General features: G+C 35.1%; 17 protein-coding genes. 12 read left to right on the forward strand and 5 right to left on the reverse strand.

The genetic code is table 11. From position 1 onward, the window contains the following. Positions 1–13: 13 nt before the first annotated feature. Together EKM79_RS07300 and EKM79_RS07305 are read right to left on the reverse strand one after the other, a co-directional pair. Positions 14–4,018, reverse strand: a complete 4,005-nt coding sequence (locus tag EKM79_RS07300; RefSeq protein ID WP_125567390.1) for an SLAP domain-containing protein — start codon at positions 4,016–4,018, stop codon at positions 14–16. 394 nt (positions 4,019–4,412) lie between these two features. Then, on the reverse strand, positions 4,413–5,492 hold the full coding sequence (locus EKM79_RS07305) for a GDSL-type esterase/lipase family protein (protein WP_125567392.1): 1,080 nt from the start codon (positions 5,490–5,492) through the stop codon (positions 4,413–4,415). Between the two features lie 179 nt (positions 5,493–5,671). On the opposite strand from EKM79_RS07305, the gene EKM79_RS07310 reads away from it, so the two are divergent. Further along, complete coding sequence (locus EKM79_RS07310; protein WP_125567394.1) at positions 5,672–6,403, forward strand: GntR family transcriptional regulator; 732 nt, start codon at positions 5,672–5,674, stop codon at positions 6,401–6,403. Here EKM79_RS07310 and EKM79_RS07315 read toward each other — a convergent pair. Continuing rightward, the gene (locus tag EKM79_RS07315) at positions 6,400–8,298 is read right to left on the reverse strand and encodes a PTS sugar transporter subunit IIABC (protein ID WP_125567396.1); all 1,899 of its coding nucleotides are present in this window, start codon (positions 8,296–8,298) and stop codon (positions 6,400–6,402) included. The two genes, EKM79_RS07310 and EKM79_RS07315, sit on opposite strands and share 4 nt — an antisense overlap. A gap of 182 nt (positions 8,299–8,480) precedes the next feature. Continuing rightward, positions 8,481–9,251 carry a WxL domain-containing protein gene (locus EKM79_RS07320; RefSeq protein WP_125567398.1) on the reverse strand — a complete coding sequence of 257 codons (771 nt, stop codon included), beginning with the start codon at positions 9,249–9,251 and terminating at the stop codon, positions 8,481–8,483. Between the two features lie 202 nt (positions 9,252–9,453). On the opposite strand from EKM79_RS07320, the gene EKM79_RS07325 reads away from it, so the two are divergent. Then, the gene (locus EKM79_RS07325; protein ID WP_125567400.1) at positions 9,454–11,127 is read left to right on the forward strand and encodes an N-6 DNA methylase; all 1,674 of its coding nucleotides are present in this window, start codon (positions 9,454–9,456) and stop codon (positions 11,125–11,127) included. 16 nt (positions 11,128–11,143) lie between these two features. Continuing rightward, positions 11,144–12,652, forward strand: coding sequence for an N-6 DNA methylase (locus EKM79_RS07330; RefSeq protein ID WP_125567403.1), 1,509 nt, complete (start codon positions 11,144–11,146; stop codon positions 12,650–12,652). Between the two features lie 11 nt (positions 12,653–12,663). On the opposite strand, the gene EKM79_RS07335 is transcribed toward EKM79_RS07330, so the two are convergent. Next, on the reverse strand, positions 12,664–13,389 hold the full coding sequence (locus EKM79_RS07335; RefSeq protein ID WP_125567405.1) for a WxL domain-containing protein: 726 nt from the start codon (positions 13,387–13,389) through the stop codon (positions 12,664–12,666). A gap of 169 nt (positions 13,390–13,558) precedes the next feature. Between EKM79_RS07335 and EKM79_RS07340 the strand changes: the two genes are divergently transcribed. From EKM79_RS07340 to dltD, 9 genes are all read left to right on the forward strand, one after another. Beyond that, positions 13,559–14,185, forward strand: a complete 627-nt coding sequence (locus tag EKM79_RS07340) for a GyrI-like domain-containing protein (protein ID WP_125567408.1) — start codon at positions 13,559–13,561, stop codon at positions 14,183–14,185. 108 nt (positions 14,186–14,293) lie between these two features. After that, complete coding sequence (gene rpsN, locus EKM79_RS07345) at positions 14,294–14,563, forward strand: 30S ribosomal protein S14 (RefSeq protein ID WP_125567410.1); 270 nt, start codon at positions 14,294–14,296, stop codon at positions 14,561–14,563. 61 nt (positions 14,564–14,624) lie between these two features. Further along, a complete protein-coding gene (locus tag EKM79_RS07350; RefSeq protein WP_125567412.1) occupies positions 14,625–15,332 on the forward strand; it encodes a hypothetical protein in 708 nt (235 codons plus the stop codon). Between the two features lie 79 nt (positions 15,333–15,411). Continuing rightward, a complete protein-coding gene (locus tag EKM79_RS07355) occupies positions 15,412–16,047 on the forward strand; it encodes a GNAT family N-acetyltransferase (protein WP_125567414.1) in 636 nt (211 codons plus the stop codon). A 545-nt stretch (positions 16,048–16,592) separates the two neighbouring features. After that, complete coding sequence (locus tag EKM79_RS07360; protein ID WP_125567416.1) at positions 16,593–16,742, forward strand: teichoic acid D-Ala incorporation-associated protein DltX; 150 nt, start codon at positions 16,593–16,595, stop codon at positions 16,740–16,742. Between the two features lie 26 nt (positions 16,743–16,768). Beyond that, positions 16,769–18,289 (forward strand): D-alanine--poly(phosphoribitol) ligase subunit DltA, encoded by a 1,521-nt coding sequence (gene dltA, locus EKM79_RS07365; RefSeq protein WP_125567418.1) that lies wholly within the window; start codon positions 16,769–16,771, stop codon positions 18,287–18,289. Continuing rightward, entirely contained in the window at positions 18,282–19,493 is a 1,212-nt protein-coding gene (dltB, locus tag EKM79_RS07370) for a D-alanyl-lipoteichoic acid biosynthesis protein DltB (protein ID WP_125567420.1), read from the forward strand. The genes dltA and dltB overlap by 8 nt, the downstream gene beginning before the upstream one ends. Before the next feature lie 19 nt (positions 19,494–19,512). Beyond that, positions 19,513–19,749 (forward strand): D-alanine--poly(phosphoribitol) ligase subunit DltC, encoded by a 237-nt coding sequence (gene dltC / locus EKM79_RS07375; protein ID WP_125567422.1) that lies wholly within the window; start codon positions 19,513–19,515, stop codon positions 19,747–19,749. A gap of 3 nt (positions 19,750–19,752) precedes the next feature. Then, positions 19,753–21,009, forward strand: coding sequence for a D-alanyl-lipoteichoic acid biosynthesis protein DltD (gene dltD, locus EKM79_RS07380; RefSeq protein ID WP_125567424.1), 1,257 nt, complete (start codon positions 19,753–19,755; stop codon positions 21,007–21,009). Positions 21,010–21,485 lie beyond the last annotated feature (476 nt).

Below are 21,485 nucleotides of genomic sequence, written 5' to 3' on the forward strand. Positions count from 1 at the left end.
TGTAGGTTCTATATTAAATCATGTTATTTACATCAACATCACTAGCTTTAACAAATTCGTTAGTAGCAACACGGTAGTACTTGTCGCCATTGATATATGTAACACTATCAACTTTCCAACTGCTGTTGTTTAGGAGTGATCTGTTTGTAACTAGTTCACCCTTAGCGTTGTATAAGTTGGTGTACTTATCAGCGTGCGTTGTTACAGTCATGTTGACAGGTGAGTATACATAGACATCGTCAGCACTGACGAACTTGTTGGTAGCAACACGATAGTACTTAGTACCATTGATTACGTAAGTTTCACGATCAGTGATCCAACCGCTGCTTGGAGCAAGTGTTTCGTTACCAATAACAGTGTTCTCAGCTTTGTAGAGAGTTTTCTCAGAATCGTCATAGGTTCTGATATGTAGGTTGAGAGCTTGATATGGATAGGCTTGGCTAACCTTTGCCCATTCATTTGTGGCAACACGGTAGTAGTCAACACCATCGACAGTGATAGTAGCATCACTGTACCAGTTAGTTTGGTGCTTCAACATACGATTTGTGATCATTGACATCTTGTTGTCAGAACCAAGTTGATAAATCTCAACGTCAGGTTTGTCAGAATATGTGGCGATAGTTTGAACCTTGTGTTCAATGACACCTTCGTTAGGATTTGGTTCTGGAGTTTCGGTGTTTGTTGAACTGGAACCACCAGATGGTATTGGTTCATAAGTTAGCAAGTAGTTGCCATCTTTGTCTTTTTTAATTACTCTAGTAGGGTTATTTACGTCGGTGATTGTAGGCGTTTCGTTCGGATCTGATGGGTATTTAATGGTTACAGATGGTGTAAAGTACCCTGGAACTGAATCTGCAGTCACTGTTTTAGTTTGACCGTATCTACCTCCCGGTAAATTAATATAAGAATCCGGGTTGTTGCCAATACCTTTAACACGTAATGTTCCGGGACTATCACTTTTTACACCGACATAAGTAGCTTTATTTTCGGAATTAATTTCAGCGCTATTGTTCTCGTCAGTTATAAGAATGAAACCATTTGGTGTATCTTCTGTTATTGGTACGTATTTGACTTTGACAGTTACAGGAAGATATCCCTTAACATCTTCAAGGTTAATTGGGTCAGAAGTAGTACCTACAGTACCACTTGGAATGTTTATTGGTTTATCACCCAAATTGGTAGGTACTGTGGTGCTTGTTGCGGGCACAGTTTTACCAGTGAAAGTAACAGGGTTATCGGCATCAATAGTCTTGCCATCTTGAGTGATAGTAGGTTTACCGTCTTCACCGTAAGTAACTAAAACAGAAGTATGGTTGTAACCTGTTTGATCAGGAATACCAACTTCAACAGGCTTGTCGCCATAGTTACCAGCAGGAATGGTTACATCAGAGGTAGAACCATCAGGATTCTTAACAGTGAGAGTAGATTCATCGTTAGTAACACCAGTGAAAGTAACAGGGTTATCGGCATCGATAGTCTTGCCATCTTGAGTGATAGTAGGTTTACCGTCTTCACCGTAAGTAACTAAAACAGAAGTATGGTTGTAACCTGTTTGATCAGGAATACCAACTTCAACAGGCTTGTCGCCATAGTTACCAGCAGGAATGGTTACATCAGAGGTAGAACCATCAGGATTCTTAACAGTGAGAGTAGATTCATCGTTAGTAACACCAGTGAAAGTAACAGGGTTATCGGCATCGATAGTCTTGCCATCTTGAGTGATAGTAGGTTTACCGTCTTCACCGTAAGTAACTAAAACAGAAGTATGGTTGTAACCTGTTTGATCAGGAATACCAACTTCAACAGGCTTGTCACCATAGTTACCAGCAGGAATGGTTACATCAGAGGTAGAACCATCAGGATTTTTAACAGTGAGAGTAGATTCATCGTTAGTAACACCAGTATAAGTAACAGGGTGATCTGCATCAATAGTCCTACCATCTTGAGTAATAGTAGGAGTACCATTTTCACCGTAAGTAACACTAACGATAGGATCTATATAACCATCAATGTGTTCAGGATGAACTGTTGTGGTACCACCATAATTACCAGCAGGAATAGTTAAAGTAGTCGTTGATTTATCAGGTTTAGTAACAGGTACAGACGTTTCAGCGTTTGCAGCACCCAGATAATTAATTGTAGTTTCAGAATTAGTTGTAGTAGTTGATCCAGATATTATTGCCTTAATAGGTGTTCCATCAGATTGTTTAGTATAAGTCACACCATCTATTTCGATAGAAGCAGGGATATCTTCGTCTGGAATGGTTGTTTCTGAACCAACAGTACCCTTAACAATTACAGGAATAGTTACTCCTTTGTGATTTGTTTGTATGTTTATAATGTTTGAGACAACGGAACCTGCAGGAGCTGCTTGAGCTTGGAATGTATATACCGATAATACAGCTCCACTATTATCAAACTTGCTACCGATTCCACCAGTTGCGGTTCCATCTGTGAATGTTGGAACACCTGAGAAGTTTTTGTCAGTTGCAGGTGTGGTTATACCATCTTCAGGATTGGTAAAATTATTTACCCATTGGGTTCCATGGGTTGATGTTAATGCTGTTTCTGGACTAAAGTACATACTTCCATTTAGCTTTATTGTCGAAAGGTCGGTACCATCAAACATACCTTCTCCCTTTGATGAATCTCCAGTTTCCGGTTTTGTACCACTGAATTCGTACCACCCGTGTAAATCCAAATCTGTTATATTACTATCATTCTTAAACATACCAGTAAGGTTTTTGACAGTATGAACCTGCCAACCAGCTAGTCCCGGATCGATAAGCAATGTATCGTTAGCGTATGCATAGCTAGCATCAACAACTTTAGCTATTCCGAGTTTTAAAGTATTGAATTTTGTACGTGTAAGACGACTGTCATTTTCGAACATGTGACTAACATTAGTCATGGAGTTAACGTTATTGTTACTTAAATCTATTTCAGTGATATTTGGATCATTTTTAAACATACCTTCAGCATTTGTTACGCCACTTGTATCTAGCTTGTCGATATCGGTAATACTTTTCAAATTAGTCATATTAGCAAACATGTATGATGAGTCAGTTGGAGCTGTTATAGGAGCACTAACTGTAATGTTGGTGATGTGACTTGTATGTCCATTCCAATGATCTGTATCTCCACCCTTGAAATCTGTTAATTCACCATTGATATCAAGATTGTGATTTGATGCTGTATAAGTCCAGCCAGCACCCTTATCATCCGCATCCACGACAGCATCTTCAGCAACAGGTGCAACTGCATCAGCAGCTTGTGCACTTAATAGAGCATTAGTTCCGACCAATTCGTTAGTACCATCTAGTGCATCAGTTTGCAAAAGACCATCGGCAACAACTCCTTCAACAGGAGCTGTTGCATCTTTATCTACAGGAGCATCAGAAACTTTAGCATCATCTGCATCAGTTACTGTTCCTTCATCAACATCAGCTGGTTGATCTGTTTCTGTAGTATCTTTACTTGAATCTTCTTGTTCAGCAACAGGTGCGGCCACAGCGGAATAAGCAGCTACTTCTGGAGTACCAACGGTATCCTCAGTATCTGTAGTTTTTTCAGCAGTTTGTGTTTCAAGTTCAGCTGTTTCTTTAGCAGGATCAGTAGTTGTCTCATCTTGTTTTGCGACTGATTCATCAGTTACAGGTTTTTCAGGTGTAGTGACGACATCTTTTTCAGCTGAATCTGTTCCAGTAGTTTTTTCTGTTGTTGTATCTTTTGATTCAGCATCTTGTGTTCCAGTTTCTGGAGCAGGGGTTGTTGAAGTAGTTGAACTTTCTGATTTAGTACTTGTTCCCGCATCAGGGGTAGTTGCACTTGGTGCGACTGCCGTTACTTTAGCTGATTCTGTAGCAACGTCAGCTTTTGCGACAGTATTAGGACCACCAAGTAATAGTAATCCTCCAGCAATAGAAAGACTGCTTACGACAATCCAATTTTTCTTGGATTTAACTAATTTCTTTCTCATTACTGCGTTTGGGTCACGTTTTAATTGTTGAAACCTCATAATTTATACCCTCTATCTTGGTTTATTTTTAATAATCCCTAACATGTGATGTATAAATTATAATATTTAAGTATTCTATAATTTTTTCAGATATTGTAAGAATAATTTAATTAAAATGGAATATTTTATATCTTTTGTCATTTTTCATTACTAAAATGTCCAAATAATAAGACTATAAAAATATTGATAAAAGCCTTTCTAAAGCAAGCTGGGCTTGGCATGTAGCCAATAGTTAAGTATATACTCCTTGTATATATCATGCTCTATAGACAAACGCCATTTTATGGTTCTTCATTTATAAGATATTGACAACACAAAAAAAGAGTGTCTAGAATATTTTTACCTGTTCTAGACACTCTTTTTAGTTTAAATGAATAATAAATTTAACTTAATTCTAATAATTTATGTATTCACCGTTCAAGCTATTATTTACAAATTGTGCAATTGATTTGCCGCCTTCATCTGAGAAGTGAGCGTGATCACCACAATCGAATTCTTTAGCTATTTTTTTTTGCGAATCATCACAAACAAAGGTTGCCAAGTCGATAGTATTGGTTAAACTTAAGATGAAATCATTTATTTTGGTACGCAATGCTTCTTTTTCTGAACTCCAAGCATCGTGGCCGTCTATAATGGTTCCCTGAAATGGTGGTATAGTTAAACATATCAGCTCAATACTGTTATCACTGCAATATTTAATAATTTTATTATAGCCATCAACCATAGCTTCATAGGTTGGTAATTCTGAAGTAGGTGTTCCAGTTCCGGGCAAGAGTAAGTCGTTAGTGCCTTCAAGTAAGATGACAGTATTGGGCTCGAATTCTTTAATCATTTTTTCAAAACGATCGACACCAGCCGGCCCGAAACTACTGGACCATTTGGAGGAGCTATTGCCTTTACGAAGTAATCTGTTACCTGAAATACCGTAATTTGCGGTTACGGTGTTTTCTTTTGCTAACTGTTTGGCCAGAGGGGAGCTAAACCTGCCCTGATTGGTTAAGGAGTCGCCAAAGAATGCAATTTTATTTACTAGCTCATCTACGTTGGATTGAACTGCAGATATACCATAAATAAAGTGGTTGTCGCCATCGATATAATTATCAGAGCCGACGAGTTCTGTTGAAACAGTGGAACCTAGTGTATGAATAGAATGGTTATAGGATTGTATTTCAACATTGAATTTGGAATTACCTAGAAGTTGAATCGGTAACCAGTCACTCCACAATTTTTGTTTCGCGGCTACACTGAAACTACTACGATTATTCATAGTTAGTTCATAATGGTTATTATTATCGACTATTTTTAAGCTCTTTATTTCTAAGGGGATTTTGCCATATTCATTATTTATCAACATTCGAATCTTGTCAGTAGCCAGTGGTTGATAAATAGTAATTAACTGGCTTTTGCCATGATTAATGTGTTTGATATTGGGAAAATATGAGAATTCTTTTGTCCAAGTATTGATGATTGTCATAATTAGTCACCACTCCATGAGTTCAGTATGTAATAATATATTTATTATTATTTTATATAAGTTATGCTATAACACAGAATCATATGGTATAATTTTAATGTAAAATACTTGTTTAAACACTTTTAGCAATAAGTGTTTAAACATATACCACACAATTTGTTTATTGAGGAGAAGGTCCAATGCCAAAAAAATTATATTCCGACATTTATGATACATTAAAGCAGGAAATCAATAAGCAAGTCTACCAACCACGTAATACTTTACCAGGTGAAGAGGAACTAGCATCACGTTTCGACGTTACTAGAAATACTGTTCGACGTGCTCTTAAAGAATTACAAAGCGATGGGCTTGTTTATGCTGTAAAAGGACGTGGAGTCGTTGTTTTAGAACCGATTAGGGACGACCGCGTTATTTTTCAAGCTGAGAATAAAGAGGGATTTGAAGCGCTAAGAAATTTCCCTCAGAATAAGTTTATTCAACGCCTAGCTACTGATGTATTAACTTTTGAAGAAGTAGAGATTGATGAAGAACTTGAAAAACTCACTTCATTTAATTCCGGCGACATTGCCTATTATATTGAAAGACTAAGATTATTTGATGGAAAGGCACTGGCTGTTGATAACAGTTATTTCCGCAAGAATTTACTTGGTGATATGAATCGTGAGGACGCTGAAAACTCTATTTATGAGTATATTCGCGAAAACTCTCTATTCAAGATTGCGGCTGAGCGTTCGACTACCACGGTTGAATCTGCTACAAAGCGTGATCTTCAAGTACTTGATGTTGGCGATATGAACTGCGTTGGTGCATTAACCAAGTTTGTTTATACCGATACAGGTAGATTGTTTGAGCACACCCAGACGAGATATGTTCCGAATCATTTCTCCATGGTTGATTTCAAATCATTCTAGTTTATGACTGGGTTGATTTCATCTTCAGATTTGTACCCCCATATCATTACCATAGCGAATGTAATTACTAAGGTTGTGATGTGGGCAACCACATATCCTAGCAGGTTGGAAGTAACTCCTACACTAGGATTTATGAAGGCCGGGAATCCAATTAGTGATCCTGATAATGCATAAGCATCAACTTTGAAGAATCCGGTCAGGAATCCTCCGATGGCACTACCAATATTTGATAATAAAAATATCCGTTTATATCTAATCGTAATACCGTAGATTGCTGGTTCAGTAACGCCACAAAAGGCTGAAATCGTTGCTGCCCAAGACAAATCACGGTATTTTTTGTCTTTAGTTTTTAATGCGACTGCCATAGCGGCTGCACCTTGTGCCACCATTGTTACAGAAATCATAGCATTCAAGTAACTGTGTCCATTGATAGCTAAATCGTTAACCACAATTGGAATAACTACCCAATGTAATCCGAAGACCACCGCTACTTGATATAATCCCGAAACCAATATTCCGGTCAATGCTGGATTAACGAAGTATATTGACTCAATTCCGTGTGATAAGAATTGGCTGAGCGATAGCATTATTGGACCTACACCGACGTATATTAGTAGGCTTAGGAGAATCACTTCAATGATGGGTAAGAAGATAGATCTAATTACCGATGGAATGATTTTTTTGAGCCACTTTTCTAAGAAGCTTCCGACCCAAGCTGCGAATATGATTGGAAATACTGAAGAACTATAGCTCATGATGTGTGCTGGAATTCGAAACACTGTCAGTTGTATGGAATCACTTCTGGCAGCAATTAATGACGGGTAAGTTAGAACGCTACCTACCACCGCGATGGTGATGGGGTTAGAGCCTAATCTTTTTGCGGCCGTGAAACCTAGAATGATGGGCAAGAAGTAATATAGAGAATCAGCGATAGAGCTGAATAACAAATATGTTCCGCTGGCCTTGTCTAAAATGCCATAGCCTGTAAGTGCGCCTAGAATTCCTTTCAAAATTCCTGAACCACCTAGTAGTCCGATTATAGGAATCATTGATCCGGTCAAGACACCTATGAAGACGCTAAATCCGTGTCGAATCTGTTCAATGATAGTCTTCTTTTCGGTGCTTTTTTCAGTTGAAGTTTGATTTTGAAATGAAGGTCCCAATTCGTCAATGATTGCATTGTAGACTTCGGTTACTTTGTTACCAATGACCACTTGATATTGTCCCGATGCACGAGCGACATTTATAATGCCATCGAGATTTTGAATGGCTTTATCATCGGGTATTTTGTCATTTTTTAGGTAAAATCGTAATCTAGTTATACAGTGGATAAGTGAGTTAATATTTTCCCGTCCACCAACATTTTTGATGATTTCCACAGCTAGCTGTTGATATTTATCAACAGAATTGTCAGCTTTTAAGTCATTTGAGGTTTTGGGAATCACCGTAGCAGCAGTTATACCGGCTGAGATTGTGCCTGTTTTTAGCTCTATATTCTCCAGGTAGTCCTTGGAATTAGTGATGGCGACTATTACCGTGGTTTCTTTGCCAGCATCGGTAATTTTTTGCAAATTCATAGTTCCGATTATTTGTCCGGACTTGACCTTATCGTCAGTAACAGTATTTATGTTGAAGGGTTCACCATCGAGGGCAACGGTATCTATCCCCATGTGGATAAGTATTTCGGCGCCATCATCAGTAGTGATTCCGAATGCATGTTTTGTTTCGGCAATAAAAGTTACAGTTCCAGAAACTGGAGCCCGTATTTCTCCACTAGTTGGTTCGATACCGAATCCTTCACCCATCATTTTTTGAGAGAAGACAGGATCATTTACGGATGAAAGTTCCATAATGCTTCCGGATACGGGAGCAAGAATGTTTAATGAATCTGCCATAATTTATTCCCCCAATAGAGTTGATTAGAAATATCATTAATTTGTTATTTGAAACAAAAAAATAATAAAAATATTTCTATTATTTACTCTATTGTATAACCTTTGATAAAAATATGGTAGTGATATCTGTTTAAACAGGAAAAGACCGACGATTTCTCGTCGGTCTTTTTTTAAAAAGTAATCTATTTAACAACTGGTGAAGCGTTCAATGTCCATGTTACGACTGAGTTGTATTTTGTGACTGATTTGTCTGGAGCAGTGTTCTCTTGATTAGGAACTTCTAGACTTGCTGAATCAGGTGTATTGTATAAGGCCTGAATAACACCTGTACGGTATGTACCTGATTGAAGATTGATTAATTGTTGAGCATCGCCTTCACTTACAAGTGATTGCTTCTGAGTCTTAAGATCAGTTGCAGTTGAATTAGAAACATTCTCTTTGTTTTGGTCAACTAAAGGAATTGAGTTGAGTGTCAAGATACCCATAAGTTTACTGTCACCACTGTATGATACTAGGTCTCCCATTGAGGCTGTTAATGAAAATCCAGGACCAGTGCCTTCAGGATCGCCATCTTTTGTCTCACGTGAATCGATCATCTTAAGTGCGCCTGCAGGAGTGCCATCTTGTCCAGATGGTGTATCTGTTGACATACCAGTTGTATCAACGTCATTAGATTGTAATTGTGATGATGAACCAATCAACAATGAACCGAAGCTGAAATCTGGGACAGCTTCAAGTGTCAAGATACCTGATAGGATTTGGACGGTTACGTTTGATGTAGCTGGACCAACTTCTGTTGTTTGTGTAGTATCGTCGGAAACCGCACTGGTATCAACAGTTAGAGCGTTGCTTACAGTAGCTGCCTTTACGGGGGAAGCAGTTGTGACTAATGCACCGAAGATTATACTGGCAATAAGTAATGACTTGGTAATTAAGCTTTTGTATGATCTCATTCGTTTTCCCCCTTTACTGTTTTAATAACCATGGCAATATTATCTACTAAAATAGTATCAAAAAAGATGCACGTAAATATTTCTAAATTCATAAATCTTTCTTTCAAGATTTGGGATATAATTCATTTAGTTGTGGAAAAAGCATAAAAATAATTATTTTCATCCGGGAAAATGACCAAATATTGGTGATGGGGGCTAAATTATGGATAGTAACAGATCTGAAGCAAAAGAAGAATATCATACGATGATGTTTCTTTTTGTTACACATGATGACAGACTGAACGTTGTAAATTATTTAAAATCTCATCCGAGTGAGTTATCCTCATTATTCACTAAAAAGGCAAATAAAGAAAATTTAAAATTTTCTGATAATATTCTAAAGACTATAGATTTGGAGATGGTTAGAGAATTATGTGATAAGTTTGCTTACCAGAGTCCGGATGAAGATATACAAACTATTTTGAGCTTCTTCCCAAAATCCAATGAAAAAATTGCAAAAGATCTACTAATGAAAATTGCAAATATACAAGTCGACGATTCTGTTTTAGATGTTGAGTTCACTTATGGAGATTTGATTCAAAGTATTCTAGATGAGAATAAAAATCAAACGATATTTGGATATGATGAAACTATTCTGTTTGATTTTGTACTATTAATTACTTACTTCAAAGGTGCGACTAATATGCATCTGCTGCATGAGAGAATATCTATCAATAAGAATTTTGAGTGCGACAAAGTTGTATCAATACTTCCAAGGTTTTTGAATCCTGATTTACAGAGGAATTTATATCTAGATAATTTGAACGATTACAGTCCGGAAATGTTCTCTCCGGGTAGTGTACTCGATCTTCACAGTGGTTATGAGTATATTGAACTTGGAATGAACCAAGTTAAATCTGATGGACAAGCTTTTTTTGCTTTAACAACAGGAGAATTTCAAGAGGAAAGTTCAATTAAGAGAAAAATGGTTGAGAACGATTGGATTACGGCAGTTGTTCAACTTAATTGGACTCTTCGCAACTATGATACGATTATTCTTGTTTTGGATAAGTCTAAGAAAAGAAACCTCAAAAAAGTGCGAATGTTCAATGCGTCTGATATGAATTGGTCAAACAAAAATAATAGTGAAATCGCAACTATGGAAAAAAGAATAATTGATGCAATTAATAAGGAAAACAATTATTCAAAGTTTGTTCGTAATGTCACTTTGGACGAAATAATCGCGAATGATTTTAATTTGCTTCCCGCAGATTACCTAAAAGATAGTACGTATGATATTCCTGGCGATATGACAGTGAGAGTTTATCAAAATAAGTTAGATGGAATGAAAAGTGTCAAGCTAGGCGATATTGCAGATGTATCGAATAATTGGTTCGACACTACATCTAAAAACTCCATGACCGAAGGTCGAATTGTTAGAAATGTTAATGATGGAATTTTCCATTTGAGTGACTACTCTTGGGTTAATTTCTTGGATAGAAAGCTTGATAAAAAAAGATTTATTAAGGAAAAGGATATTCTTATTAATGGTGGCTTTGGAAATGGGGCAGTATCTTATGTATCTCATAATTATTTGAATACAGGTTTTAATGGTGTACTTATTCGATTGATAGATGAGAGATTTGACAGTTTTTGGTTGGCTCAATATTTAAGAACACCTTTGGTAATGTGGGAGTATAAGAATGGTGACTCTTTTAATGAGCTTAGAGTTCCTTTAATATCGATTGAGTCTCAAAGAGAAATGGTTAATTCGTATACTAAAAGTATGAGTGCTATAAATGAAACACGTCAGAATTTAACAGAGGAACTGAATAGATCAAAAATTGAGCTGTATAGTGAAATGGGTATGAGTAAGTTTTTTAAATCTAAGATATAAGTAGTGGGGAAACGAAATGGGTTGGAAATATAGTTATTATTGGGCAATGATAATATTTGTGATTCACAATAATAGATCTGAAATGTTACCAAGACTTGAGGCTGAACCCGAAAAATTGGTTCCCATGTTTAACGAAAAAGCAAAAAAATTAGGCTTTGAGTTTACTGATAACGTTCCTAAAATTATTGATATTCAAAAGGTGAAAGATATTTGTGATAGTCTCGAAAATATTTCGGATGAGGAATATTTCAAAAAAGTTTATGGACTATTGAATGATGATATCAAGAGTCTTCCCATGTCTTATTTGATATATATTCTAGCCAACGTAAAATCGAGTGATGTCATACTGGATAGCAATTTCCAATATGGATCTGTGATTAAGCATATTTTGAATTACAATCATGAACAGAGGATTGACGGCTTTGAAGCAACACTTCGCTATGATTTTGTTTTGATATTTGCGTATTGTATGAATGCCAAGAATGTTAATTTGTATCATGATGAGTTCGTCCCTAATAGAAAAGAGTATGATAAGGCACTATCAATAATTGATAATGATCTTTTGAATCCAGATATTGAAGAAATATTAAAGACCGATGTAGATAATCCAGCTACTGAAATGATGACTTTAAAGTATTTCCTTAAAAGGGAAGAGAATGACGATGTTTTTAAAGATATTGATAGTAATATGTCACAAGTTAAAGCGAATGGACTCGGAGTCTTTGGGGTATCTGAGAAAAAATTAGAGATGAAAAACATAGTAAAGGAAGAATACATTAGAAACGAATGGATCGATACAGTCATTCAATTGCCAAGAAAAGTAAACTATCATCAGAATATTGTTTTGATAGTTCGAAAAAACAAACGTAAAACTAATCAGTATATCAGAATGATTAATTCACCTACGATTTTTGATGAATTAAAGTTGAAGTTAGATAAACAAAAGATTGATAGAATAGTTAAATCTGTTAACAATAGCAAAGAATATTCTGGGTTTGTTAGGAATGTTCCTTTGGATGAAATTAAAGAAAGTAATAATTCTCTTATACCGAGCCGTTATGTTCAAAAATATACGTTTGCTTTACAAGATAATTTATCTATTCAGATAGATTATAGTCAACTGGAGGATGGTAATACTTATCGACTATCAGATGTTGCTAAAGTTTATATAGATGATGATAGTAAACCGGAAACTGATTTGGTAATTGACAGAAAATCAATATACATTGATGTTACGTCTAAGAATATTAGTAAGGACTGGTTAATAGAATTTATCCACAGTCCGGTTGGGAAATTTCAGTTAAATAAACTGGGCTTGGAAAATATCGGAAATTTAAGAATTCCAATTATACCTGTGGAAAAACAAAAAGAATCAATTCAAAAGTTTAATAATGTTAAACAAAAAGTCGAAAATGTGAATGCCAGCTTAGATGAAGTGGAAAAAGAAATTAATCAACGGTTGTACGATAGCATGGGTATAAGTGATACTTTCGAAATTATAGACAAAAAAAATCTTCCTGATTAAGGAAGATTTTTTTAGTTTACTGAAGGTGTTGGAGTTAATGTCCAAACAATTGAACTGGAGTATTTTTTAGCTGGTTTTGATGATGTATCAGCATTCTTAGGAACATAGAGACTAGCTGAATCTGAAGTAGTAAAACTTGTAGTGATTGTACCGGCTTTGTATGATCCGGCTGCCAAATTCATAACGTTAGTTTCTTGATTACTACCAGCAGTCAATCTAGCTTTATTTGTGGTAATTTTGTTTGATGTTGTACTTACATTATCTCCGTCAGCATCATACAGTTCCTCAGGATTAAGTGTCATTGAGAAACCATTTATTTTTTGACCATTTGAAGTGAAGCTATTTAAACGTGCAGACAAGTTAAAACCAGGTGTCTGTCCGTCGGCATTTTTACGAGATTCTGTTACTTGTAGGATACCTTGAGAATTACCATCAACGATAATATCACCATCGTCAGAATTATCTTTTAAGTTCAATGTAGTTCCAGAAGCTCCATTACCAAAGTTGAAGTTTGGAACGGCGTCGAGTGTTAATAAACCTGTGATGACTTTGACGCTGACATTTGAAGTCTTTGTGTCGGAAGTATCATTGTTAGCAGAATTATCGGTAGTTATAGCGACATTATTAGAATTGTCTAATGATGATGCGTCGGTAGTTGCGGCCTGTGCAACAGGAGAATATAAGAAGAAGGCACTTAAACTGATAATTATACTATTTATAACTTTTGATAATATCATGATATATCCCCCGACGTCCTATTAATTAACTTAATAGTATCACGAATCACAAAAAGTGTCTTTATTTACATCAACTTTTGTAAAAAATTCTTATGAAATCTGGAATAAATGAAAAATATACGTAATTTTAGTATGATATTGTCAAAGATGAATACCTGAGGTGGGCAAAATGAAATATGAATGGCGTAAACGAGAAAAAGAATTGTATTTACCCAAGCAAAAAGCTGTCAAAGTTTCAGTTCCAGAGCAACGTTTTGTTTCGTTGTACGGAATAGGAGATCCCAATGGACTTCAGTTTAAGGATAGAATAAGTGTTTTATATCCTATTTCTTATGGAATAAAGAGTAAGTATAAAAAGTATTGTCAAAATTTGAACGATGTGGAATTTGACGATTACGTTGTTTTTCCGTTGGAAGGTGTCTGGTCTTTGACCGAGAATGGGCGTAAACTCGATCATTTGGATAAGAATGAATTCGAGTATGATATCATGATACGAATTCCTGACTTTGTTCCAGATGATATCATCAATGCAGCGATTACTGAGGTCAAACAAAAGAAGTACCAACCTTTAATGGAAGATTTAGAAATAATCACGCGTCCAGCTTATGATGCAATTGAAATATTGCATATTGGAAAATACGATGATGAACCAGCCAGTTTTGAAATAATGGATAGTTTTGCTTCTGAAATTGGCCGAGAACGTAAGTCCAAGATTCATCGTGAAATCTATCTATCAGATGCAAGAAGAGTTGAACCTGAAAGACTTAAAACAGTTTTGAGGTATGAAATCAAATAATTTGATATGCATATATTAATTTGTTAATGTATAAGGCGATTCGAAAAATACTAGTATTGACTTCCTATATAAGTACAACAAAATAGGAAAAGGTTAGGTATTAGATTTATGGCACGTAAAGCAAAGATTGAACGTGAAAAAAGACTGCAAAGAACTGTTGAACGTTACGCTTCATTGCGTAAGGAATTGAAGGCAGCCGGAAATTATGAAGAACTTAGCAAATTACCAAGGGATTCATCGGCTACGAGACTACATTCTCGTGATTTGATCGATGGTCGTCCACATGGTTATATGAGTAAGTTCCAAATGTCCAGATTGAACTTCCGCAAGTTGGCTCATGCTGGTCAGATCCCTGGTGTAAAAAAAGCTAGTTGGTAGAAAAAGTCGTCGTTTATTCGGCGGCTTTTTTGGTTACAATAGAAGTAAGGTGGGTAGGGAAATGACAGAGATAACGTATTATTCGATTTTAAAAAACAATCAATTGTGTTTACCGTGGAGTGATGATGATAAACCGGCTCAAAAGAAATTGCAGGATGATAAAGAGGCACAGCTCGCAGCTTTAGTTGGGGAAGAAATGCCTGTGGATAAGTTATTCAATACGGGTGTAATTACTATTTATACACAAGACTTGTTGGAAAACTTTATTAACAAGCAAAAAAATAAAAGCTACTATTTGCAAAATGCATTTTTCCTGATTGATGATTTAGATAAAAAATTTAAATTCAAAGATGCTAAGTACTTACGTACGCTCTATTTGGTGGCTGCTTTGTCACAAAAAAATGCTTTTACACAAAAGATGAATTGGTTGCTCAATTTCGCAGCAGTGTTTGATAATATTGCGGATATTAAATCGTTAGTTAATGAATACAAAATAAGAGATTGGTCTGATTTTGACTACGACTTCTTAAATAATTTATTCACGGGATCTTCTGAAGCACCTATTTGGAGTCGACAAAAAGTTAATATTCAACTTTCGTCATTGAGATATCAATACTACTTCGAGGTTGCACAGTCATTTCAGGATATTCGTGAGTTATTAAAGGTTGACGATAACCAAGTGAAATTAGACAGACTTCAAAATGAACATTCGTTGGAACTACTTCATATGAACTATGAATTATCAAAGTTCTTTCCAGATACAAAATAAATAGGATTGCCGTTTGGCAATCCTATTTTTGATACAATTTCAAAAAAATTACGTAATTTAAATTATAAGGAGAAATCAAATGATTGATTACCGCGAAGCAACAATTGGAGACTTGGATGAGATTGCTGAATTAGAAACTAATGCGTTCTTTGACTATCCACTATATTGGGATGTCCTAAGAAAGAGATTCAAAAATGATACTGAGTATCGAAAGTTTCTGAAACTAATATTGACGATTGAGCTAGCTGTAGATTTGAGAAACAGTCACGGATATGTTGGAATACTTAACGATGAAATAGTGTCAGTGGCATTGCTGGAATCATTAGATGATAGGAAGATAACTAATTGGGATTTTATTAAAGCCGGTGTGCTCAAATTATTGCCATACTTTTTTAAGTGCAGATTGTGGAGTTACTTGCAGGAAATGAACCGTGCTGAAAGTAAAAGTCTAGAGTCATCAGATGTTCCTACATGGTATTTAGGTATTTTAGCTATTTCTCCCAAGTATCAAGGTAGAAAATTAGGAACAGAAATGCTTCAAGAATATTTGTTTCCATTATTAAGGAAGAAAAATGTCAGAAGGATGACACTGATGACTAATACTGTGCCTAACTGTCAATTTTATGAAAAGAATGGTTTTTCTGTTTCAGAACATATTAAATTGAGATTTGGCAAGCAAAAAGTAGAAAACTGGAGTTTTCAAAGGTTGCTATAATGGCAACCTTACAAATTTGTAAGTTAGTTGTAAGAAGAAGCAGACGACTTTCAGAAAATAGAAAACTATTATAGACAACGTATCAAAATATTACCGTTATTTAGGTACAGATTACATTTTGGCTAAATTATTTTTCAGTATTAATGGAAAGAAAAATATCTAGTTATTCTTATTTTTATATATAAATTGAGAATGTTTTGTTTTTTAAGAGGGGAAATTGGTTATTTATTTCGGTAACGAGTAACTGTGATTTTTAAATAAAAGGATATTTTGAATTATTATCATGAGATTATTCTTTTTTTACTGATAGTTGTTTAAACATATAACGTATAAATCGACTGTGACAGTATGTTTTGGTCAAAAACAACAAAATATTTTTACGAAAACAGCTACACATGTTTAAACAACAATTATTATAATACTTATAAAAGTTATATAGATAAAAAAGTAATTCATAAAATCTATTAATTTTTTTGTTTGACACCCTATATATTTGAATGGTTATATAGGCCTTGCGCAGCGGAATAAACGGAGAGGTATAAATTATGATGAAGAATTTACTTATATTTTTAAGAAAACCAGTCAGTATGTTTGTAATTAAGACCATCGCCTTTTTCGCAATCTTTTTAGTTCTTTTATACATATATGGTTACAACGGTGTAGGTAGCGTCAAGTTTATCTATAACGACTTTTAAATTGAGAACGAGAGAAGGGAATAGTCATGAATTCAATTATTGAAAGAATTACAGATATTATTAACCAAACACCTGATAAAATTTGTTATCAAAATGGTTCGGTAACAGAAACTTACCGTGATTTGGGACAAAAATCTGATCGAATTGCTAATTTCTTGCAAGACAAGTTCTTACCTGAAAAGAGTCCAATTGTAATTTACGGTGGTCAACAATTTGAAATGCTAGTGATGTTCCTGGGAGCTATTAAAGCTGGACATCCATACATTCCGGTTGACGATGGATCAGATCCACAACGTATTATACAAATCAATTCAGTTGCACAACCATCATTGGTACTTAACTGGAGTAACGTAGAGAATTTTGGAATTGAAACACCAGTTATCTCTCAAGCTGAATTGATTGAAGCAATGAATTCAGAAAATGATATTTACGATGCAAATAAGAGCATCGGTCCAGATGATGACTTTTATATTATCTTCACCTCTGGAACTACAGGAACTCCTAAGGGAGTACAAATTACGACTAATAACTTGTTAGACTTCGTTAACTGGGTCGATAGTGAGTTTGATTATTCAAATGAAACTAACTTAATGCTACAAGCACCATTTTCATTTGACCTATCAGTCTTTGATATTTATCCGGGACTAACTAATGGAGCCACATTAACAGTTGTCGACAAAGAAACAACTAGGAACTTTGGAAAACTTCAAAACGCTATTACAGAATCTAACTTTGACACTTGGATCTCAACACCTTCATTCTTTGAAATGTGCATGTTGTTCAGAGGATTTGATAGTGTGAATATGCCAAAGTTGAAGAAGTTTATCTTCTGTGGTGAAGAGTTAACTCATGCTACCGCAACTAAGTTGTTGAAGAAGTTTCCAAAAGCTAAACTTTACAACACATATGGGCCTACTGAAAACACAGTAGCAATTACCTCAATCTTGATTGACCACGAAGTCCTATCAAAATATGATCGATTACCAATTGGATATCTTAAATCCAATATGAATCACATTATTTATAATTTTGAAAAGGGTGACGATGGTTACTTAACTGGAGAATTACTAGTAAGTGGACCAGATGTTTCTAAAGGTTATCTAAACAATCCTGTTCAAACTGAAAAAGCCTTCGAAGTTATTAATGATGAAACCTTCTATCACACTGGTGATATGGTTAGCGAAGCACCTGATGGATTACTATTTTATAAAGGTAGAACTGATTTTCAAATTAAAATGCATGGATATCGTATCGAATTAGAAGAAGTGGATTCTATGCTTGGCAATTTGGATCAGGTAAAGCAATCTTGTACAGTTCCTCTATACAACAATAAGAAACAAGTAAGTAAGATGATTGCAAATATTGTTCTAGAGGATAAATTCAAGACAGTTGATGAGCTTGAATTGAATTCTGAAATCAAGAATGAATTAAAGACAACAACAATGGATTACATGATTCCTAACGTTTTGAAGTTTGTAGAACAACTGCCGATTAGTAAAAATGGAAAGATTGATAGAAAGGCACTAATAGGCGAGATTAATGCATAACATTACACCATACAGCTCACCGCATTATTTCATCTATCTATTAGCACTTCTTCTTCCAATTATCATTGGTTTACTATACGGCAAACGTTTCAGAATTTATGATTTCTTTGCAACTGTTGTTATTTTAGCCATTACCTTCTTCGGAGGTGATGCAAGGCAAGGTATTTCGTTAATATTCTATATTTTGTTTGAAATGATTGTTGTCTTTGCATACAAGCATTATCGAAAGAATCACAATAACTTTTGGGTATTCAGTTCAGCGGTAGTTCTGGCGATTGTTCCACTGGTCTTCGTAAAACTAGATCCAATATTAAAGAATGCTACGATTTCACTATTTGCATTCATGGGAATAAGTTATTTAACTTTCAAAGCAGTAGAAATTATCATGGAACTTAGAGATGGTACGATCAAAGAAATCAAACCAACTGAGTTCGTAAGGTTCCTACTATTCTTCCCAACTATTTCATCTGGACCAATCGACCGTTTCCGCCGTTTTCAAAAAGATGTATTAAAGGTACCGAGTCGTGAAAAGTATTTGGAATTATTACATACCGGTACTAACAGATTGATGTTGGGATTAGTTTATAAGTTCATTTTGGGATATTTCTTTGGGACATTGCTATTACCTAAAGTATCTATACTAGCCTTGTCATACGGAGATCAAGCACCACTAGGAATTTCCTGGGCATTAGTTGCCTACATGTACACTTATAGTATGTATTTGTTCTTTGACTTCGCAGGGTATTCACTCTTTGCGGTTGCAATCAGTAATTTCATGGGTGTAGAAACACCGATGAACTTCAAGCAACCCTTCAAGTCAGTCAACATTAAGGATTTCTGGAACAGATGGCACATTACATTGTCATTCTGGTTTAGAGACTTCATCTACATGCGTCTAATCTTTATGATGATGAAGAAGAAGTTAATCAAGAGCAGAATTACAATGGCTAACATCGGTTATGTGGCACTATTCCTAATCATGGGATTCTGGCATGGTGTTACATGGTACTACATTGTTTATGGTATTTTCCATGCATGTGCAATGATTACGAATGATGCATGGCTTAGATACAAGAAGAAACATCGTCAACAAATTCCAAGCAACAAATTTACTAAGGCTCTAGCAATCTTCATAACTTTCAACGTAGTTTGCTTCAGTTTCCTAATTTTCTCAGGATTTTTGAACACATTATGGTTCAGCTAATTAAAGGAGAGTATTCATTATGGAAAACACAGAAAAAATTGTAGACATTTTAAAAGACGTAACAGGTTTGGACAATATCGGAGAAGATGCAGATCAAGATTTATTCGCAACTGGTATCCTAGATTCAATGGCAACAGTTGAAGTTCTAGTAACATTACAGGATGAATTTGGAATTGAGGTTCCTGTTTCAGAGTTTGATCGTTCACAATGGTCAACAATTAACAAAATCTCAGACCGTGTAAAAGAATTGGAATAAACTATGAAAAAAAAGTTATGGATGATTTTTGGACCTGTAATAGTTGCGATTGTTGCGTTATTGATTCTTTTATGGACTCCGATTAATTTCAAAACAGTTACTTCACATAAGATAGATCAAGCCTCTACATCGTTAGATGTTAGAGTTCTCAAAGGTGAAAGTGTTAAGAATGCAGCCGAAAAAGAAAATTACATTCCTATTATTGGATCATCTGAACTTTCTAGAATGGACCCATTCCATCCATCTTCTATGGCTCAAAAATACCATTGGAAGAATAAGCCATTTTTACTAGGTAATCCTGGTACGGCTTCATTAACACAGACACTTAATGTAAGTGGAATGAGCAATTTGAAGAATCAAAAAGCCGTTGTGATTATTTCACCACAATGGTTTACAAAGAAGGGTGTACCTTCAGATGCATTCAAGTATTTCCTATCACCATTACAAATAACAGGATTTATTAGTAATTCTAATCATGGTAATAAGAAGATGAACAAATATATTGCCAATAGAATTCTGGATCTAGACAGCGATTTAGGTACTATTGAAACAAACGCTTTGTTGAGAATCGCCGATGGTAAGAATATTACTAGTTTCCAACGCTTCTATATTGGAAATATATCGAGAAATAGTTTGAAGAATCAGGATTCACTGTTTGGAACTATTTCTTTAAATGACCATCAAGATAAAATCAATAAAGCAGCTGCCCAATTACCTAAGGATTATGATTACAAGGATTTGAATAAACTTGCAGTTAAAATGGCAAAGAGACATTCTCGTGAAAATGACTTGCAGATTGGTGATTCCTTCTATAGAAAACAATTATATAGAAGAATTCACAGATACAAGAATGCTCATACAAAAGTTAATTACAACCAATCCCCTGAATATAATGACTTTGAAGCCATGCTCTATATGTTCAATCAGAACCACACTGAAGTTATGTTTGTAATTCAACCAGTAAATCCAAAATGGATTAAGTATACTGGTATGCCAAAGGATTCATTAGCTAATTTCAGTAAGAAGATTAAATATCAACTTAAATCACAAGGCTTCAACAATATCGTTGATTTGACTCATGAGAAGAATCCTAACTATATTGCTGAAGACACTATCCATATGGGATGGCGTGGTTGGTTGATTCTGGATAAACATTTGGAACCATACTACAAGAGCAAGAAAGCCGACCCTAATAAGACTAACTATAAGATGAATAGTTACTTCTTAACTAAGAAGTGGGCAGACAATATGAGTTTTTAAGACTTCCCAAGCCTGGCAGGTTAGGGAAGTGAAATGTAATACCTTTTCCGTAGTGCTGTTTCCCCCTCAAAAAACAGTGCATTCCCGCAAAAAAAGTATCGAGATTTTTACTGTAAAAGTAGAATCTTGATATTTTTTTTTGAATTTTTTAATCAAAAAATTGAAAGCCTTATAATTATTGTTACAGTAGTATATTGACTATTGTGAAAAAATACTTAAAACGCCCGTATACGGGCGTTTTAAGTACACATAGTTTGCAATGGATAATCATATTTGTTAAGGTAATACGTGTGTTGCTGTTATTTTTGCCTTATGAATAATGGCGTTTTTAATTGAGAAAATAAAGAATATAAGAATTATTTTGATGTTAGCTCCTGAGTATAGTTACGCTTTACTCGAGAGCTGATTTTATCTAATGAGGTTACGCATAAATATTTTTATATGCGGGTGAAAAGTTAATTTCACTCTATTCCAAG

This window comes from Companilactobacillus insicii (assembly GCF_003946015.1).
Lineage (GTDB): Bacteria > Bacillota > Bacilli > Lactobacillales > Lactobacillaceae > Companilactobacillus > Companilactobacillus insicii.

Excerpts from the sequence above, each read along its gene's own strand:
- EKM79_RS07300 (WP_125567390.1), bottom strand. The coding sequence starts at position 4,018 with ATGAGGTTTCAACAATTAAAACGTGACCCAAACGCAGTAATGAGAAAG.
- EKM79_RS07305 (WP_125567392.1), bottom strand. The coding sequence starts at position 5,492 with ATGACAATCATCAATACTTGGACAAAAGAATTCTCATATTTTCCCAAT.
- EKM79_RS07310 (WP_125567394.1), top strand. The coding sequence starts at position 5,672 with ATGCCAAAAAAATTATATTCCGACATTTATGATACATTAAAGCAGGAA.
- EKM79_RS07315 (WP_125567396.1), bottom strand. The coding sequence starts at position 8,298 with ATGGCAGATTCATTAAACATTCTTGCTCCCGTATCCGGAAGCATTATG.
- EKM79_RS07320 (WP_125567398.1), bottom strand. The coding sequence starts at position 9,251 with ATGAGATCATACAAAAGCTTAATTACCAAGTCATTACTTATTGCCAGT.
- EKM79_RS07325 (WP_125567400.1), top strand. The coding sequence starts at position 9,454 with ATGGATAGTAACAGATCTGAAGCAAAAGAAGAATATCATACGATGATG.
- EKM79_RS07330 (WP_125567403.1), top strand. The coding sequence starts at position 11,144 with ATGGGTTGGAAATATAGTTATTATTGGGCAATGATAATATTTGTGATT.
- EKM79_RS07335 (WP_125567405.1), bottom strand. The coding sequence starts at position 13,389 with ATGATATTATCAAAAGTTATAAATAGTATAATTATCAGTTTAAGTGCC.
- EKM79_RS07340 (WP_125567408.1), top strand. The coding sequence starts at position 13,559 with ATGAAATATGAATGGCGTAAACGAGAAAAAGAATTGTATTTACCCAAG.
- rpsN (WP_125567410.1), top strand. The coding sequence starts at position 14,294 with ATGGCACGTAAAGCAAAGATTGAACGTGAAAAAAGACTGCAAAGAACT.
- EKM79_RS07350 (WP_125567412.1), top strand. The coding sequence starts at position 14,625 with ATGACAGAGATAACGTATTATTCGATTTTAAAAAACAATCAATTGTGT.
- EKM79_RS07355 (WP_125567414.1), top strand. The coding sequence starts at position 15,412 with ATGATTGATTACCGCGAAGCAACAATTGGAGACTTGGATGAGATTGCT.
- EKM79_RS07360 (WP_125567416.1), top strand. The coding sequence starts at position 16,593 with ATGATGAAGAATTTACTTATATTTTTAAGAAAACCAGTCAGTATGTTT.
- dltA (WP_125567418.1), top strand. The coding sequence starts at position 16,769 with ATGAATTCAATTATTGAAAGAATTACAGATATTATTAACCAAACACCT.
- dltB (WP_125567420.1), top strand. The coding sequence starts at position 18,282 with ATGCATAACATTACACCATACAGCTCACCGCATTATTTCATCTATCTA.
- dltC (WP_125567422.1), top strand. The coding sequence starts at position 19,513 with ATGGAAAACACAGAAAAAATTGTAGACATTTTAAAAGACGTAACAGGT.
- dltD (WP_125567424.1), top strand. The coding sequence starts at position 19,753 with ATGAAAAAAAAGTTATGGATGATTTTTGGACCTGTAATAGTTGCGATT.